This is a genomic window from Amycolatopsis balhimycina FH 1894 (genome assembly GCF_000384295.1).
In the GTDB taxonomy this organism is placed as follows: Bacteria; Actinomycetota; Actinomycetes; order Mycobacteriales; family Pseudonocardiaceae; genus Amycolatopsis; species Amycolatopsis balhimycina.
In genome coordinates this window covers 4,513,728-4,529,762 of record NZ_KB913037.1, presented here as the reverse complement: position 1 = coordinate 4,529,762, position 16,035 = coordinate 4,513,728, and the positions used below count along the sequence as shown (strand labels likewise).

The window sequence follows — 16,035 nt, the reverse complement described above, 5'->3', positions numbered from 1 at the left end:
GCACCCCCAGGAGTGTCCTCCGGTCAGCAGATCAGCATCCGCCGAGTCCGTGAATGGCACATTGAGGGACTTCAAGTCCCTCAATGTGCCATTCACGGACTTCAGTGAGGATTTTCAGCGGTCGGTCGGGGTCACCGAGTACGTGTAGATCGTCTCGAGTTCGTTCCGCGCCGATCCGGTCGGTCCCGGAGCCGCCTTGCTGGTGGTACCGGCCTGTGGCTGCGACGTCTGGGAGGTCGTCGAGCTGGAGCCGGGCGTGGTCGAAGGGATCGTGGTGGTCGCCTGCTTCGGCTGGCTCGACGGCTTCGACGGTTTCGGGGGCACCGTGTAGCCGATGAGCTGGGCCGTCTGCAGGTCGGCGATGAGTGTCTCGCCGGTGCCGTCCGCCGTGAACCCGATGCCGGTCCGGCCGTCCGGGCCCGCCTTGCCCGGGGCGGTCACGATGCCGGGCACCTGGGCCAGTGCCCGCCAGAGCGCGACCCGGACGTCGCCGCGGACCACGCCGAGCTCCAGCACCCGCCGGACCATCTGGATCGACATGCCCGGGCTGTTCGGCTTGCCCGGGTGGAGGGCGGTCGACATCGAGCCCTGGTCGTTGACCAGCCGCTCGCGCAGCACCTTGACGTCGGCCGGCAGGGCGGCGAGGAACGGCGCGGTCGGCGTGTCCCACGAGCCCTTGAATTCCTGCCCCTGGTAGTACTCCTGGACGTCGGGGAACATCCCGCCGGGGCCGTTCACGTCGGTCGCTGTCGTCGGCACCGGCTCCTTGTGCGGTGTGGGGACCTGCAGGCCGGCCGGGCTGTTCGTGAACCAAGAATGCCGGCGCCACTTCGCGGCCGTGTCGACCGCCACCCACACGTCGGTCTGTGTTCCCAAGAAGAGGTCCGGCTTTCCGTCCGGCCCGTGGTCGGTCGCGCTCCAGGACGACATGGTCGTGTGGAAGAAGCCGGCCGGGCCGGTCGGGAGGTCCACGCCCTTCAGCTGGTCGAGACCCGGGGCCTGGGCCGTGGCGGCCGGAGTGACGGTGCCCGGCGTGTGGTTGGTGACGACGATCAGGCCGGCGGTCAGCGCGGCGACCGCGGCCGCCACCGAGATCCAGCGCCACGAGCCGCGGGACTTCCGCGGCGCCGGCGGCGCCTGGTGAAAGGGGCTTTCGTCGAGCGGCGTGCCGGCCGCCGCCACCAGCGACGCCCGCGCGAAGGCGAGGCCGTCGTCGGGACCCGGGTTGCCGTGGAGGTCCGCGAGCGCTGCGTCCAGCTCGGCGTCGGACCAGATCGGGTGGACGTTCTTCTCTGTCACGAGGTCTGCGCCTCCTTCGTGTTCTGGGCCGGGGCGTTGGCCCGCAGCCAGCGCCGGATCCGGTGGAGCCGGGACCGGACGGTGCCCGGCGGGATGCCGAGGACCTGCGCGACCTCGGCGGGGTCGAGCCCGGCCCACGAGACGAGCAGGAGCGTGTCGCGGTCGGCCGGGTTGAGCTGCGCCAACGCCCCGGCCAGCTGCGCCGCGCGTGTCTGGGCGTCGACTTGCTCGGCGACGCGGCCGTCGTGCGCCGCGTGGCTGAGCTCGCCGGCGTGCGCGAGCCGCGCGGTCGCCTGCAGGCCCCGCAGCTCGGAACGCACCTGGTGGCGCACCAGGTTCGTCGCGATGCCGTAGAGCCACGAGCGGGCGGTGCCGAGCTCCGGCCGGTAGCTCTCCCGGCGGCGCAAAGCCACGAGGAACGTCTCGGCGACGAGGTCGTTCGCGGTTTCGGGCCCGACGCGCCGCGCGAGGTACCGGCGCAGCTGCGGGGCGTGGACGTCGAAGAGCCGGGCGAACGCCGGCCCGGGATCGAGGCCGCCGAGGTCGGGACGGTCGTCGCCCCAGACCTCGGCGCCTTCTTGGATCACCTGCATACCCCCTGTTGCCCGCAGGCCCCGCGCGCGTTCACGGCAACTTACTTCAGGGGATCAGCAGCCCCCAGTAGATCGCCCACGGGACGAACACCACGCCGCCCGCGAGCGGCAGGCCCAGCCGCAGGGTGCGGTTGCGCCACCACGCCACCGCCGTGCCGATCGCCGCCGCCACCGCGCCGACCGACAGCAGCTGCACCGCCAGCCACGGCAGCGGACGGCCCGCGACGACCGGGCCCAGCCCCTTGCCCATCGTCGTCTGGAGCAGCACGTCGACGACCACGAACCCGAGCACCGCGAGCAACCCCGTCGCCGCCAGCCAGCGGGCCGGACGCGCGCCACCGCGGACCAGTCCCCAGCCGAACGCCAGCAGCAGGAACGCCGGCGCCGCGAGCTGCAGCCAGCTCGACTCGGCCCAGTGCAACGGCGTGATCTCGACGCTCTGCCGGTCCTGCGCCGGTGGTTGGTCGGCACTCGACGTCGCGGGCAGGTCGTGCACCCACGTGCCAACCAGCTCCAGGTAGCCCGGTGCGTAGCCGGGCAGCTTGTCGAAGCCGTCCGTGGTGCGCCGCAACTGGTGCTGGGCGTCCGGAAAGACCCGCAGCGTGTGGTGCGCGACGGAGTCCCGGAAGATCCGGACGGCCTCGCCCGGCGGTGTCAGCACGTCCTTCGCGCCCCACAGCCCGAGCACCGGCTGACGCAGGCTCTGCAGCACCGGCACCGGGTCGTAGTGCGCCTCGGGGAACACGCCGCCGCCGACGAGCTGGCGGATCATCGTCGACGACGCCATCCGCACGATCGAACCGTCCATGTCCAGGCGCCGCAGCTGGTTCTCGATCGCCCACGCCTGCTGTCGCGCGGGCTGGACGCCGTTCGCCCCCAGCGTCACGACGAAAGCGACGTCCGAAGACTTCGACGCGGCGAGAGGCGCCACCCAGCCCCCTTCGCTCAACCCCCAGACACCGACTCTCGCCGGGTCGACCTCGGGCCGCTTCCGCAGCGCCTCGACGGCGGCGAGGGCGTCGTCCGCGAGCGTCGGGTACGAGCGTTCGAACTGCGAGTAGCCCTCGGTCCGCTTGTCGTAGATGAGCGTCGCGATCCCTTGCCGCGCAAAGGCTTCCGCCTGGTCGCGGTAGTCCTCCCGGCTGTGCGCCCCCGAGCCGTGGACCATCACCAGGCCCGGTAGCCTCGCGGCGCCGGGTGGTGCGACGACGGTGCCGTGCAACGTCACCCCGCCGTTCTGGAAAGTCACGTCGCCGTCCGCGGCCGAAGCCGGCGGCGCCAACGTCGTGACGGCCAGGATCACCCCGGCCAATAGAGCCCCTCTTCTCATGTGAAACCCCCTGTTGTCCTGTCATTCCCCTGGTTCCGGGAACGCGAGCAGGCGCACGAGCACACGCCGCGCTTCCGGTGACCGGTCTTCCTCGGCGCGCCAGTACCGGCGGAACAGCTCCATGTAGTCGTTCCAGAACTGGTGCAGCTCCTCGGCGGTGAGCCAGGTGCCGCCGCGCGCGTAGAGCAGTGCGTCCGGCCAGTCGCCGGGCAGCTCGTCGCGCTTTTCCGCGAACCGGTTGAGCTTTTCGAGGTCTTCCTCGAATCCCTGACGCTGCATGTCGTCGAACAGCACCCGGGATTCGGCGCTCTGCGAGCTGCGGCGCGGCCAGCGGATGTCCCGTGGCCGCGTCCGCCACCACCGTTCCTTGCCCCGCGCCAGCTCGGGGACGTCCTCGACGAACCCGAACCGCGCCAGCTCCCGCAGGTGGTAGCTGGTCGCGCCGGTGTTCTCGCCCAGGGCCTTGGCGAGCTTCGTGGCCGTCGCCGGGCCCGCCGACAACACGCCGAGTATCCGGCGGCGCAGCGGGTGCACGACGGCCTTGAGGGCGTCCGGGTCCAGTTCTTCGGGTGGTGGAGCGCTGGTCATGACGCCACAGTAGCCGTGCAAAGGAAGTTATGCAAAGAAATCTATGCACGTAGGAATCCCAGATCGCCGGACCCGCGGCTTACTATCCGTGCCCATGTGGTTCCGAGGGGTCAGTGGACGTGAGTGAGCCGAACCTGCCGGCGCGGCAGATGGGTCGACAGCTGAAGCGGATGCGTGAACGGCTCGGCATGACCCAGGACGAGGCGGGCAAGCCGCTGCGCATGTCGACGAGCAAGATGTCGCGCATCGAGTCGGGGTACCTGCCGCCTTATCACGACTTTCGCGCGCTGCTGGACCGGTACGGGGTGATCGTCTCGGACTGGGACGAGTACATCGCCGCCTTCGACCGCGCCAAGGAGAAGGGCTGGTGGCACCACTACGGGGTCGGCAATCGCGGCTTCCTGCCCATCGAGGCGGAGGCCAGTGCGGTGAAGGTCTTCCAGTTCGGCTACATCCCCGGACTGCTGCAGACCGAGGCGTACATGCGCGAGGTCTTCGCGGCGGCGCGGGTGCCGATGAAGCCGAAGGTGCTGGAGAACCAGGTCGCGGTGCGGCTCCGGCGGCAGTTGCGGCTCACCGTGGATCCGATCCTGAAGTTCCACGCGATCATCGACGAGTATGCGCTCCGGAAGCCGATTCTCGGGCAGGCGGAGAGGAAGGAGCAGTTGCGGCACCTGGTCGAGCGGGCTCAGCTGCCGAACGTGACCTTGCAGGTGGTGCCGGGGGACGTTGGCGCCTACGACGGGCAGAACGGCAACCTCATCATCGCCAGCTTCGACGACCCCGAGGAACCGGATATCGCCTATGTCGAGCACATCTTCGGCTCGGTTCACGTTGAGAAAAGGGACGAGGTCTCCGCTGCTAAGCTGGCCTTCAAGGATTTCGCCGATCGGGCCCTGGACGAGGAGGATTCGATCGCGCTGATCGAACGGCTCTGACCGGGAGGCTGCCATGTCCACTGTAGACACTCGGTGGTTCAAGAGCAGCTACAGCACCAGTGGCAACAACAGCGACTGTGTCGAGGTTTCTTTCAGTGAACCGGTCGCCGTTCGAGACTCCAAGGCGCCCGAGGGTGAACTGCACCTGAGCGCCGCCGCCTGGACCGCTTTCCTCACCAAATCGGGTGGTCGCTGAACTTCCGCAGCGTCTGCATCGACGGCCGCACGTAGAACATCCCCGCCAGGAAGCCCACGGTGGCGAAGGCGAGCGTCGAGATCGTCGTGAGCAGGTCCGGGGCCCGCAGCTCCGGCGAGTCGCGCCACACCCGGAACACGATCGGCACGGCGAAGGACCCGAGAATCAGCACGAGCGTCAGCACGTACGTGAACACGAGCGCGTTGCGCGTCTGGTGGGCGCTGGCCACGACGAGGTAGTTGCCGCGCAGGCACCGGCGGCACGTCAGCACCAGCACGGCCAGCGCGAGCACGCCCAGCGGCGGCAGCACGGCCGCGGCCTTGCCGAGCAGGGTGTCCGGGAAGACGTGGCCGTGGACGACGCCCTGCAGGAACGTGGTGAGCCCGAACAGCAGCACCATCCCGGCGACCATCGAGCACCCGACGACCACGGACCCCCAGCGCACGCGGTCGGCGAACCGGGGCGGCAGCGGTACGAACTCGACCTGGCCGAACGTCCCTTGCACCCACCTCACCTCCGAAGTCCGTGAAGGCCACCATAAGGAACTTGTAGTTCCTCAAGGTGGCCTTCACGAAGATTCAGACCGAAAGGGCTAACTGGCCGCCAGCAGGTTGGCGCAGCGGATCAGCCCGATGTGCGAATACGCCTGCGGGTGATTGCCGAGGGACCGTTCCGCGATCGGGTCGTACTGCTCCGGCAGCAGACCCGTCGGGCCGGCCGCCGCGACGATCTGGTCGAACAGCTCCTGCGCCTCGGTGCGCCGCCCGGTGAGCAGGTAGGCCTCGATCAGCCACGCCGCGCAGATGTGGAACCCGCCTTCGCCGCCCGGCAGGCCGTCGTCGCGGCGGTAGCGGTACACAGTGGACCCGCTGCGCAGCTCCGCCTCGATCGCGGTCACCGTCTGCTGGAAGCGCTCGTCGGCCGGGTCGATCAGCCCGGTGAGCCCGACGAACAGCGACGCCGCGTCCAGGTCCGTGCCGTCGTAGGCCGTGGTGAAGGCCTGGACCTCGTCGTTCCAGCCGTGCGTGAGGACGTCGGTCTTGATGTCCTCGCGCAGCCCCGGCCAGCCGCTCGGGATGCCGCGGCCGTACTGCTCGCCCAGCTTGATCGCCCGGTCGATGGTCACCCAGCACATGACGCGCGAGTAGACCCGGTGGCGCGGCACGTGCCGCTCCTCCCAGATCCCGTGGTCCGGCTCGTTCCAGCGCCGCGTCACGGCTTCCGCCATCGCGCGCACCATCTGCCAGTCCTCGTCACGCAGTTCGCCGCGCGCCGCCGCGAGGGTGCCGACCAGCTCGACGACCGGGCCGAAGACGTCCAGCTGGACCTGGTGGTTCGCCAGGTTGCCGACCCGAACCGGGCGCGAACCGGCATAGCCGGGCAGCGACTCGATGACCGCTTCGGCGCCGATGACGCTGCCCGCCAAGGTGTACAGCGGGTGCAGGCGCTCCGGGCCGGCCAGCGTGGCGAGCACGCCGTGCAGCCACCGCAGGTAGCCCTCGGCCTCCTCGAGCGAGCCCAGGTGCACGAGCTCCCGCACGGTCATCGCCGCGTCGCGGATCCAGCAGTAGCGGTAGTCCCAGTTGCGGACGCCGCCGATCTCCTCCGGCAGCGACGACGTCGCCGCGGCGAGCACCCCGCCGGTGTCGGTGTTGACCAGGCCGCGCAGCGTCAGCGCCGAGCGCAGCACCAGGTCGGTCTGCACCTTCGGGAGCTGCAGCTTCGACGTCCACTCGCTCCAGTAGCGGCCCGCGCGGTCCCGGCGTTCCACTTCGGACAGTTCGTGCGGGCCGAGGTCCGTGGTGCCGCAGCGCAGCTCCAGCACGACCGGCCGGGTCGGCGTCGGCTGCACGAGCGCGATCGCCGTGTCGTGCAGGCCGTCGGAGGTGATGGTCCACTCGACGCCCGGCGAGTACAGCACGAACGGCTCCGACGTGCCGAGCACCCGCACGCCGCCCTCGGTGACTTCCAGCTTCACCGGCACGCCGCCGAACTCGGGACGCGGCGCGAACTTGACGGACGCCGCCGCCTCGCCGGAGATGACGCGGACCAGGTCCGTCCGGTGTGGAGCGCTTTCCGGCTCGAGGTAGTCGGTGACGAGCAGGCGCGACCAGCGCGTCTCGACCGTCATCGTGTTCGGCAGGTAGCGCTGGCCGAGCGGGAGGCCGTTGCGGTGCGGCTTGATGGAGAAGTGGCCCGCCCCCTCGCCGCCGAGCAGGTCCGCGAACACCGCGGGCGCGTCGGGGCCGGGGTGGCACAGCCAGGTCAGCTTGGCGTCCGGGGTGAGCAGCGCGACCGAGCGCTCGTTGGCCAGCATCGACAGCCGCTCGATCGGCGGCGCCGACTCGCCGTAGAGCCAGTTGCGGCGCTCCTCCAGGAGGAAGCCGAGGACCAGCGCGACGTCGACGGTGTCGGGCACGCGGAACCCGGCGAGGGTCTCGCCGTCGCCGACCTTGATCCCCAGGTCCGGGCCGGACAGGCGGGCGAAGGCCTTCTCGTCGGTGACGTCGTCGCCGAGGAAGATCGCCGCCGTCGCACCGACCTGGTGGCGCAGGATGTCCAGCGCGCGGCCTTTGTCCGTTTGGACGACCGCGAGCTCGACCACCTCCTTGCCGTCGGTGGTCGACACGCCTTCCCACGTCGAGGGGCCGGCGTGGACGTCGGCCAGGACCCGGCGGCCCGCTTCGTGCTCGGCTCGGCGCACGTGGACCGCGATGCTGGCCGGCTTGACCTCCAGCGACACGCCAGGGACGTCCAGCACGAGTTGTTCGAGCTCCGACTCCAGCCGCCGGTGCAGCTCCCGCGCCTTCTCGTCGAGGGCGTGAATGAAGCCGATGTCGAACTCCGAGCCGTGGCTGCCGACGAGGTTCACCTCGGCCGGCAGCCGCGAGAGCGTGGCGAGGTCACGCAGCGCGCGGCCGGAGATGACCGCGGTGGTGGTCTCGTGCAGACCGGCGAGCGATCTGAGGGCGCCGACGGACTCCGGCAGTGGCCGTGCCTCGTCCGGGTTCAGCGTGATGGGTGCCAGCGTGCCGTCGTAATCGCAGGCGACCAGCAGACGCGGAGTACGGGCGATCTGGACGATCGCGCGCCGTAGCTCGGCGGGCAGGGCCTCGGCAGTCAACACTCCTCCTCAGGAGCTCGTGCTTGGGGTGGACTGGTTCAGTCGACTCCTTCGGCACCCAACGCTTGCAGGAACGAGCGCGCCCAACGATCGACATCGTGCGTGAGGACCTGGCGACGCATGGCGCGCATCCGGCGACGGCCCTCTGCCGGGTCGAGGGTAATGGCAGCCACTAGAGCGTCCTTCACCCCGTCCAGGTCGTGGGGGTTCACGAGGAATGCGCTAGAGAGCTCCGCGGCCGCGCCGGCGAACTCGCTGAGCACCAGCGCTCCGCCCAGGTCATGCCGGGTGGCGACGTATTCCTTGCACACGAGGTTCATGCCGTCACGCAGCGGCGTCACGACCATGACATCCGCAGCCGAGAAGAAGCCGGCCAGCTCGGTGCGGTCCACGGATTGGTGCAAATAGTGCACGACCGGGTGGCCGACGCGGGCGAACTCGCCGTTGATCCGGCCGACCATCTGCTCGATTTCGCCGCGCATCCGCTGGTAGTGCTCGACGCGCTCGCGGCTCGGGGTGGCGAGCTGGACGAACGTGACGTCGTCCGGCTGCAGCCTGCCCTCGTGCAGCAGCTCGTGCAGCGCCTGCAGCCGCAGGTCGATGCCCTTGGTGTAGTCGAGCCGGTCGACGCCGAGCATGACGGTCTTGGGGTTGCCGAGGTCGCGCCGCAGCTGCGCGGCCCGCTCCTGGACGCCCTTCGTGCGGGCGAGGGTGTCGAGGCCGGCGGCGTCGATGGAGATGGGGAAGGCGCCGACCCGGACGGTCCGGTCGCCGACCTGCATGGTGCCCGGCCGCGACCGGACGCCGACCGCGCCGCGCGTCGACTCGAGGCCGATCAGCTGGCGGCACAGCCACAGGAAGTTCTGCGCGCCGCCGGGGCGGTGGAAGCCGACGAGGTCCGCGCCGGTGAGGCCGCGGATGATCGCGGCGCGCCACGGCATCTGCATGAACAGCTCGACCGGCGGGAAGGGGATGTGCAGGAAGAAGCCGATGCGCAGGTCCGGTCTCAGCTCACGCAGCATCGCCGGCACCAGCTGCAGCTGGTAGTCCTGGATCCAGACGGTCGCGCCCTGGGCCGCGACCTCGGCGCTGGCCTTCGCGAACCGCTGGTTCACCTTGACGTAGCTGTTCCACCACACGCGGTCGAACACCGGGCGCTCGACGACGTCGTGGTAGAGCGGCCAGAGCGTGGCGTTGGAGAAACCTTCGTAGTAGTCGCGGACTTCGTCGGCGCTCAACGAAACCGGGTGCAGCACGAGCCCGTCGTCGTCGAACTCCTCGACGTCGACGTCGGGGACGCCCGGCCAGCCCACCCAGGCGCCCTTCCTCGACCGCAGGAACGGCTCCAGGGCGGAGACGAGCCCGCCTGGGCTGGCCGTCCAGCGGCGTTCGCCGTCCGTCGTGCGTTCGAGGTCCACCGGAAGCCGGTTCGCCACCACGACGAAATCGGCCTGGTTCCCGTTCTCCTTCTGGTCACTCACAGCTGCTGCTCCTCGCGTCCTGGGTCGCGGCCCCAGAGTGAAACCCTATCGCGTGAGCGATGAACAGTCCGTGACCTCTGGGTTACTCCAAGCTCCGCTCGGTCGGTTCGAGCGGACCAGCCATCCGTGGTCCGGCGAACCGCCGCTCGAGCCTGCCCAGGCCGGTCCGCACCGGCTGGGCGAGCCATTCCCCGAGTACCACGCCCGCAGCCAGGGCAAGCCCGATTGCGACGGCCGTCATGAGCGTCGAGATGTCGCCGCTGGGCTCGACCCCGATTTGGTACAGACCACGGTAGGTCGAGAGGCCCGGAAGCAACGGAGTGATCCCGGACACGGCGACCACCAGTGGCGTAACGCCGAGTCGCCGCGCGAGCACGCCACCGCAGAACCCGACCAGCGTCGCGGCCACGGCGGACGAGCTGACGCCGTCGAGCTTGGCCAGCATGAGGGCGCCGTAGACGGCGGCGCCGATGCCTCCGGCGGCCGCCGCGACCAGCATGGCGCGCATCTTGGAGTAGCTCGCGAGCGCGAAGCAGGCGGCCGCGCCGGCGCCGCCGAGGACGACGAGCGGCAGCTGCTGCGGCGTCGAACCGGTCACTTCGGGCAACGGCGTGCGCGGCAGGCCGAGCATGACGGCGATCCGCAGCGCCAGCACGACCCCGGCGATCAGGCCCGCCGACATCAGCGCCGTCTCCATGGTGCGGCCGGCGGCGGTGACGTTGTAGCCGGTGATGGCGTCCTGCACCGCCGACACGGTCGACAGCCCGGACAGCAGCACGGTGACGGCGGCCGCCACGACCAGCGTCGGCTTGTCGGTGGTCAGGACGTCGCTGCTGACGATGACCATGGCCGACAGTGTTGCGACCAGGCCGCCGATCACCTGCTGGAAGAAGAACGGCAGCCCGTAGCGGTTCACGACCCGGCCGACCCGGTCGATGACACCGCTGATGACGAACGCGACGAGCGCGACGTCGAACCCGCCGCCGAGCAGGATGGTGACGAAGGCGGCGACACCGCCCCAGGACAGCGTCGCGACCCAGCGCGGGTACGGGTGCGGCGCGGAGGTGATCCGCTCGAGTTCGGTCTGCGCCTGCTCGGCACCCATGTGCCCGCGGACGATCTTGCGGACGAGCTTCTCGGTCTCGGTCAGCCGGGTGTAGTCGAGACTCCGGCTGCGCACGACGCGCAGAGCGGTGATCGGCGTCAGGTCGGTGCCGCGGTGGCAGGTCACGGTGATCGACGTGAAGATGACGTCGACCTCGCAGTGCGGCAGCCCGAGCGCCCCGGCGATGGCGATGATCGTCGCGGTGACGTCGGAAGCGCCGGCGCCGCTGGCCATCTGCACTTCGCCGATCCGCAGGGAGAGGTCGAGCACGAAGTTGACGGTGGCCTCGTCGGGCAGCTGAGGCCCCATGGCCTCTTCGGCGTCGACAGCGGGGAATTCACCGGTCGGAGCTTCGAGGACGTGCCACGGGCGTCGCTTGAGGAGGTTGGGGCGGTGGGCCCGCTGCTTCTGCGGTCCGGGAGGTTCGAGGAGGGGCCATCTCGTCGACTGGCCCCCGTTGGTGCGCTCGTTGATCTTCATGATCCATCCACCTCCTCGCTCTCTCCTCCCGGACCATCGACGGCCACCCACCGACCGTTGCATGGATCATGGAGTGGCGTCCACCACGTTGCCCCATGGTGGCCAGGACCAGGCGATCTCGCCTCCCGGGCGGATCATGGAGGGCGGCCCGATACACTGGGTGCGGCGCTCCGGCGCCAGGCCGCTATAGCTCAGCTGGTAGAGCATCTGTCTTGTAAACAGAAGGTCAGGGGTTCGAGCCCCCTTGGCGGCTCCGCAAAAGAGGCATTTGACCTGCGCTTTTCCTGAAAATTGGGCAGGGTTTGCTGTGGTAAATGATCGTTGGGGCGCCGTTGCGTCTCCGTTTGCTCTGCTGTGCCGAACGGCCCGTGTGCTGCTCGTTTGAAACCCGCCGGACGGCAGGGCTGGCAGACAGAGATCGTTCGTGTGCAACGGAAGCGATCGGCGCCCACGACCCGACACGGGCCATTTGTTTACATCGGCGACGTCAGGCCGGCTTTACCGAGGCTGACCGCCCTCGCCTGCAGGCCCGCCTCGAACCACTGGAACGACGCAGGCATCCGTTCGCGATCGCGCCGCCGCATCGACGTCGGCCGGGCTGCTGGGGTGAAGCCGAACTGGGCGGCGAGGTCGTGTTCCGTATGTCGATCAGCGCATGCCGCGTCCGCCACACCGCCTGACAAGTGACCTGGTCAGTCCAGCTGGTCGGCTTTGCTGATCATCGGTTGACCTGGGATGGTCGGTCCGCGGAGTGCCTCGGCGCGGCACGCAGGCTTTCAATCCGTAGGTTCTGGGTTCGAGCCCCAGGCGGCCCACCGATGATCACGCGTTTGACCTGCATGTTTAGCCCGTGATGACCAGTGCTCGCTCCCGCGTGCGGACACATGGGGCTCCGTTGCATCTCCGTTTTCACTGGCGTGCCGAACCAGTCGTCGGAGGGAAACGGTCGTGACCGCTGGCAGGCGTCATGCGAACACCTGACCTGTGCCGCGCGGGTGCGCATCCGCAAGGTCCAGGTGCTCACTTGTCACAACTCTCTGCTTCGCACACCGCCTTCTGCCGTGCGCCGCTTGACTTCGGCGACGTCCTTGACCCAGTTCGATACGTGCAGATCCGCTTGACCGGCCGACGGGTCAGCGTGGAAGGTCGCATCGAGGTCACCCGCATAGATGTTGACCTCCGCGTGGCTTGTCGCACCCCATTCCGGACGCGAGACACTCAGGTGCTCCGGTGTGTCACTGGCTCCGCAAGTGACCTCGACGTTGTACCCCAAGAACACCAGCTCCCGGGCGAACGAGGTGCTGATGACCCGATCGGCGGCTGCGCGAGCGGCCATCCCCGCCAATTCACGGGCAGCATCGAGGAGCTCGTCGTCCAACTCCTTGCGTTCAGCGACCACAGCGTCGAGCCTCGCCAGCACATCTCGCTGGTGTGCCGAGAGCTTCCCGGGCTCCTCGGCCAGCGGTGCGAGCGCGATAAGCCACCCAGCGGCAGCTTCGGAGTTCCTCGCGCGGCGCTCTTGCTTCAGCCGTCCTTCGTGGGCCATCAGGTACAGCTGGTCGAGGTGTGCTTTGGCAGCGGCCGGCTGGCGTTGCGCCAGCACCTCGGCCGCCTGCTCGGCCAATGCCGCCAGGTCTTCGCTGCTGACTCCGCTGGCCATCCTGGCCAGAATCGCATCGACCGCTGGCTGCAGGTCGATGGGACCGTTTTTGTGCACCGGATCCGAGGCCGATGGGAAAGGAGCCGGTGCGGTGGGCACCGGCGCAGGTCCGCGGTCGACCAGACTGCGCCTGACCCGCTCGTAGACGACCCGGGCCGATGCGCTCACCGGCTGCTCAAGAGCTGCGCGGATCCGTGCGTCGGACAGCTGGTGTTCGGCCCGCCGCAGGAGGTGGTCCATCTCTGCGCACCAGATTGTGAGGTCCGACAGGGAGTGGCCTCCGTAGACGAACAGCGGCGGCGGAGTCGGCGCGCCCTTTGTGATGGTGGCCAGCCCGCGCAGCCGCACGATGCGGGAGTTGCGAATGAGCACCTCGGCAAAGGCCTCCTCCCAGCCGATAGCATTGGCACGGTTCACGCGCCGTTCTTGCGCCTCGTCCGCGGTCGCGAGACCGCGAAGTGCCGCACGAGTCAGGAACACCGCGCCCGTAGCGGCAGCGGCGCCAGCCACGAAGGGGTCCGCGGCGGCCGCCACCTGGCCAGCTGCATGCATCACCGGGCTGAGCGAGACGCTCGGTGCCGGCGCGAAGAGTGGCGAGGCGTGCGGCATCGCCGAAGCCTCATGTGGCCCGGTCTGCGATGGCGCGGTATGGGCCTGGGTGATGGCGGCTATCCCGGCGTCGGTGTCGATGTTGCGGGCGAGGGTCTCGTGAAGGCGGGCGGCGGACGCTCCCAGGACGGCGTCGAGGTCCGCATCGCTGATCGGGTGCTCGTGGGCGGTCATCGGTCCTCCTGCGGTTGCTGGTCTGCGTAAATTCGGTCTTTGAGGGCCATGCGCGCGCGGGCGGCTGCCTTCGCCACCGCCGCGGGGGTAGTGCAGATTGCTTGTGCGATCTCGCGGTGGGTGAAGCCGTCCATGAGGTAGGCCATCACCAGCCGCTGCTGCTCGGGCAGCGGGACCAGCAACGCGCGGACGGCCTCGGCGGCCTGGGCGACCTCGGCGTAGTGCTCGGGCGACAGAAGCACGGAGCACGCCGAGTCCGGCAGGACGTCAGCGAGGTTCTCGTGCACAGCCGAGACCGGCATCTTGTACAAGGCCCAGGTGACGTTATCGCGCGCCCATCTCCGGGGTGACCTGATTCGCTCCCAGGTCCGGAACATCTCAACCAGCACGGCTTGGGCGATGTCGGGCGCGTCGTGCACTCCGGCCCCGAGCTTCATCAGGAATCCCACCAAGGGCATGGCGTCCGCCCGGTAGTACTCCTCGAAGTTCGCGAACTCCGGCGGTTCGGCGTGCTCGCCGGCCACTTCGACAGCGTGCACCTCTTGCGCCCCGGCCGCGGGATTCGTTGCGGCCGGAGCGAGCGCGGCGGCGCTGGCCGTGTCATCGCCGGTCATGTTGTTCCCGTCCATCCGGTGCTGCGGCGGGCAGCGGGTCGATCTCCACGAGGGTGCACCCGTCTGGGTCGATCGAGGTGAGCCTGCTGCCGCGCGGAAGGCCAGCCGAGGTCTTCATCCGTTCTTCTTCGCGTCGTTCGCGGCATCGTTCGCGGCGCGCCTCGATCGCGATCTTGGTGCCGCACAGCATCGCGACCAGGAGGATCAGCACCCCGATCACCACCACCGTCATCGTCACGCCAGCTCCTTCCCGGAAGCCAACCCCGGTGCGTCGTGGCCAGCTACCCGGTTAGGGTCGCTTCGCCGCCGCGGCAGGACTTTGCGCAGGTCAGCGCCTCTGATGACAGAGGTGCGACTGGATCATCACCACAGTGACGAAGCTCGCCGACGCCCAAACGGCCCAAGAGGCGTTCGCGCCGGCGATGTCCGCCGCCCGGCGCCCCGTCGTGGTCGATCTCGTCGCCGTGACCTACCTGAGCGTGGAAGCCGTCACCCCGCTGGTGGACCTGGTGCACTAGCATCCCAGCTCCACGCAGGCGTCACCAACGTCATGGCCTCATACAGTTAGGCGGCCTTCCAGATCGTGTGGTCGAGTTCCCATGGCGTCCGGCCCAGCTCGACGGCGGCGTCTGCGAGCAGCTGTCGCGCGGCCGGGACGTCGACCTGGTGGCCGAGGTGACGACTCAGCCAGCGATGCACCTTCCGGTCCGGTTTGACCTGTTCGTCGGTGTCGGCCAGCATCCAGAGGTAGCCGAGCCGGACGTCGTGCCGCCGTTGCCGGGGACGGCTCGCAGTCGGCTTTCCACGGCGTCGAGCCGGGTGAGGTCGGACAGGAGCGTGGCCACGTCGCCGAGCGTGTGCACGCCGGAGCCGGCGAGGACCTCGGCGTAGCGCACCGCGGCTTCCGCTTTGAGCACGCCGCCTCGGGTGCTGGTGCCGCGCCGCGAAGCTGCAGAGTCGCTACCACGTAAGCGGCCAAGTCGGTCACCTCGAAGTACTCAGGTGCGTCCAAGTCAATCGTGGTGATTCCCGGCTCAAGAACCCGCAGCAGATCACCTTCGCTGTCGTAGCGCCTGGTGCCGATGAGTAGCTGGGCCCCCACATCTGCGCATCCGCTGGCAATCGGGACAATCAGCTCATGGGCGATGGCTCGCGCCTGCGCGGGGGTGCTGGCCTCATCCAGGGCGTCGATGAGCAGAGTGAACCGACTTGGCTGCTCTCGGCGCTCCGTCAGCGCGGTTCTCAGCAGTGCGGGTAGATCCTCCACCCGTTCCGGAATCGGAGTCGAGGCAGCGCGGGCGATTTCTCGGGCCACGTCCAACGCTGTCTTGCCTTTGGTATGGATAGCGCACGCCACCGACCCGATGGCCGCCCTGGGAACATCATCGTCGTTTATCTCGTCGGATGCCGATGGGAAGGTGAAATCAGAGGTGACCACGATTCGGCCAAGAACAGCGGATTTACCTGCGCCCGGAGACCCGGTAACCACCAGAACCCTCCGATCCGCTACGGGCTGGTCAAGCCAGGCGATGATCCGACGTAACGCGGAGTGTCGTCCGCGGAATCGCTGTCCGCCCTCCGCTGCAGTCATCACACCGCGAGCACGGGGGCGCCAATGTCTGTCGGCTTCCCTGTCTGTGGCCAGCGTCCAGCCCCACGCGGCTTGGGCGATCTCGTCGCTGGCTCCGATACTCCATCGCGCGAGGATACGGATCTTCTCATGCGGAAGGAAACCGTCCGCGTGGTGCAGAGTTACGGCCCGACCGTCGCCGCGCTGGTTGGCCTCGCCCACGACCGCGATGACCGCGTCGTAGTCCGGGCACCACAAGCCACCGCCGCTGAAC

16 protein-coding genes, 1 tRNA gene and 1 pseudogene are annotated in these 16,035 nt (G+C 69.2%); 5 read left to right on the top strand and 13 right to left on the bottom strand.

The window, feature by feature from the left end:
* Positions 1-114: 114 nt before the first annotated feature.
* The 4 genes from A3CE_RS53565 to A3CE_RS0119975 are packed head-to-tail and all read right to left on the bottom strand — an operon-like array spanning position 115 to position 3,810.
* A complete protein-coding gene (locus A3CE_RS53565) occupies positions 115-1,299 on the bottom strand; it encodes a CU044_5270 family protein (RefSeq protein WP_020641884.1) in 1,185 nt (394 codons plus the stop codon).
* The gene (locus A3CE_RS0119985; RefSeq protein WP_020641883.1) at positions 1,296-1,892 is read right to left on the bottom strand and encodes an RNA polymerase sigma factor; all 597 of its coding nucleotides are present in this window, start codon (positions 1,890-1,892) and stop codon (positions 1,296-1,298) included. The genes A3CE_RS53565 and A3CE_RS0119985 overlap by 4 nt, the downstream gene beginning before the upstream one ends.
* Positions 1,893-1,938: 46 nt before the next feature.
* Positions 1,939-3,222, bottom strand: coding sequence for an alpha/beta hydrolase family protein (locus A3CE_RS0119980; RefSeq protein WP_245589558.1), 1,284 nt, complete (start codon positions 3,220-3,222; stop codon positions 1,939-1,941).
* Between the two features lie 21 nt (positions 3,223-3,243).
* A complete protein-coding gene (locus A3CE_RS0119975) occupies positions 3,244-3,810 on the bottom strand; it encodes an ArsR/SmtB family transcription factor (protein ID WP_020641881.1) in 567 nt (188 codons plus the stop codon).
* 119 nt (positions 3,811-3,929) lie between these two features.
* Between A3CE_RS0119975 and A3CE_RS0119970 the strand changes: the two genes are divergently transcribed.
* Complete coding sequence (locus A3CE_RS0119970; RefSeq protein WP_245589557.1) at positions 3,930-4,748, top strand: helix-turn-helix domain-containing protein; 819 nt, start codon at positions 3,930-3,932, stop codon at positions 4,746-4,748.
* Between the two features lie 13 nt (positions 4,749-4,761).
* On the top strand, positions 4,762-4,944 hold the full coding sequence (locus tag A3CE_RS55290) for a DUF397 domain-containing protein (RefSeq protein ID WP_084641645.1): 183 nt from the start codon (positions 4,762-4,764) through the stop codon (positions 4,942-4,944).
* On the opposite strand, the gene A3CE_RS0119965 is transcribed toward A3CE_RS55290, so the two are convergent.
* From A3CE_RS0119965 to A3CE_RS0119950, 4 genes are all read right to left on the bottom strand, one after another.
* Positions 4,922-5,449 carry a hypothetical protein gene (locus A3CE_RS0119965; RefSeq protein ID WP_020641879.1) on the bottom strand — a complete coding sequence of 176 codons (528 nt, stop codon included), beginning with the start codon at positions 5,447-5,449 and terminating at the stop codon, positions 4,922-4,924. The genes A3CE_RS55290 and A3CE_RS0119965 overlap by 23 nt on opposite strands.
* A gap of 87 nt (positions 5,450-5,536) precedes the next feature.
* Positions 5,537-8,068, bottom strand: a complete 2,532-nt coding sequence (gene otsB, locus A3CE_RS0119960; RefSeq protein WP_020641878.1) for a trehalose-phosphatase — start codon at positions 8,066-8,068, stop codon at positions 5,537-5,539.
* A gap of 38 nt (positions 8,069-8,106) precedes the next feature.
* Entirely contained in the window at positions 8,107-9,549 is a 1,443-nt protein-coding gene (locus tag A3CE_RS0119955) for an alpha,alpha-trehalose-phosphate synthase (UDP-forming) (RefSeq protein WP_020641877.1), read from the bottom strand.
* Positions 9,550-9,631: 82 nt separating this feature from the next.
* A complete protein-coding gene (locus tag A3CE_RS0119950; protein ID WP_020641876.1) occupies positions 9,632-11,134 on the bottom strand; it encodes a threonine/serine exporter family protein in 1,503 nt (500 codons plus the stop codon).
* Positions 11,135-11,314: 180 nt separating this feature from the next.
* Between A3CE_RS0119950 and A3CE_RS0119945 the strand changes: the two genes are divergently transcribed.
* Both A3CE_RS0119945 and A3CE_RS59605 read left to right on the top strand, forming a co-directional pair.
* A tRNA-Thr gene (locus A3CE_RS0119945) sits at positions 11,315-11,387 on the top strand.
* A 61-nt stretch (positions 11,388-11,448) separates the two neighbouring features.
* Positions 11,449-11,814, top strand: a complete 366-nt coding sequence (locus tag A3CE_RS59605) for an ATP dependent DNA ligase (RefSeq protein ID WP_342668220.1) — start codon at positions 11,449-11,451, stop codon at positions 11,812-11,814.
* A 347-nt stretch (positions 11,815-12,161) separates the two neighbouring features.
* On the opposite strand, the gene A3CE_RS0119935 is transcribed toward A3CE_RS59605, so the two are convergent.
* Genes A3CE_RS0119935 through A3CE_RS0119925 form a run of 3 tightly spaced genes read right to left on the bottom strand, consistent with a single transcriptional unit; the run spans position 12,162 to position 14,429 of the window.
* Positions 12,162-13,577: a hypothetical protein gene (locus tag A3CE_RS0119935; RefSeq protein ID WP_020641875.1), complete on the bottom strand. Its 1,416-nt coding sequence runs from the start codon at positions 13,575-13,577 to the stop codon at positions 12,162-12,164.
* Positions 13,574-14,191, bottom strand: a complete 618-nt coding sequence (locus A3CE_RS51395) for an RNA polymerase sigma factor (protein ID WP_020641874.1) — start codon at positions 14,189-14,191, stop codon at positions 13,574-13,576. The genes A3CE_RS0119935 and A3CE_RS51395 overlap by 4 nt, the downstream gene beginning before the upstream one ends.
* Positions 14,178-14,429, bottom strand: a complete 252-nt coding sequence (locus A3CE_RS0119925; protein WP_020641873.1) for a hypothetical protein — start codon at positions 14,427-14,429, stop codon at positions 14,178-14,180. The genes A3CE_RS51395 and A3CE_RS0119925 overlap by 14 nt, the downstream gene beginning before the upstream one ends.
* 133 nt (positions 14,430-14,562) lie before the next feature.
* Here A3CE_RS0119925 and A3CE_RS56620 point away from each other — a divergent pair, with 133 nt between their 5' ends.
* Positions 14,563-14,709: a hypothetical protein gene (locus A3CE_RS56620; protein ID WP_020641872.1), complete on the top strand. Its 147-nt coding sequence runs from the start codon at positions 14,563-14,565 to the stop codon at positions 14,707-14,709.
* A 46-nt stretch (positions 14,710-14,755) separates the two neighbouring features.
* Here A3CE_RS56620 and A3CE_RS56615 read toward each other — a convergent pair whose 3' ends face one another.
* Together A3CE_RS56615 and A3CE_RS60060 are read right to left on the bottom strand one after the other, a co-directional pair.
* Positions 14,756-14,932: a hypothetical protein gene (locus A3CE_RS56615; RefSeq protein WP_020641871.1), complete on the bottom strand. Its 177-nt coding sequence runs from the start codon at positions 14,930-14,932 to the stop codon at positions 14,756-14,758.
* 433 nt (positions 14,933-15,365) lie between these two features.
* Positions 15,366-15,782: pseudogene (locus A3CE_RS60060) on the bottom strand (AAA family ATPase); the annotation flags it as partial.
* Positions 15,783-16,035 lie beyond the last annotated feature (253 nt).

What these genes read in the sequence shown, in the direction of transcription:
- A3CE_RS0119985 (WP_020641883.1), bottom strand. Translation starts at nt 1,892, where the DNA reads ATGCAGGTGATCCAAGAAGGCGCCGAGGTCTGGGGCGACGACCGTCCC.
- A3CE_RS0119935 (WP_020641875.1), bottom strand. Translation starts at nt 13,577, where the DNA reads ATGACCGCCCACGAGCACCCGATCAGCGATGCGGACCTCGACGCCGTC.
- A3CE_RS0119950 (WP_020641876.1), bottom strand. Translation starts at nt 11,134, where the DNA reads ATGAAGATCAACGAGCGCACCAACGGGGGCCAGTCGACGAGATGGCCC.
- A3CE_RS51395 (WP_020641874.1), bottom strand. Translation starts at nt 14,191, where the DNA reads ATGACCGGCGATGACACGGCCAGCGCCGCCGCGCTCGCTCCGGCCGCA.
- A3CE_RS0119980 (WP_245589558.1), bottom strand. Translation starts at nt 3,222, where the DNA reads ATGAGAAGAGGGGCTCTATTGGCCGGGGTGATCCTGGCCGTCACGACG.
- A3CE_RS56615 (WP_020641871.1), bottom strand. Translation starts at nt 14,932, where the DNA reads ATGCTGGCCGACACCGACGAACAGGTCAAACCGGACCGGAAGGTGCAT.
- A3CE_RS59605 (WP_342668220.1), top strand. Translation starts at nt 11,449, where the DNA reads ATGATCGTTGGGGCGCCGTTGCGTCTCCGTTTGCTCTGCTGTGCCGAA.
- A3CE_RS0119975 (WP_020641881.1), bottom strand. Translation starts at nt 3,810, where the DNA reads ATGACCAGCGCTCCACCACCCGAAGAACTGGACCCGGACGCCCTCAAG.
- A3CE_RS55290 (WP_084641645.1), top strand. Translation starts at nt 4,762, where the DNA reads ATGTCCACTGTAGACACTCGGTGGTTCAAGAGCAGCTACAGCACCAGT.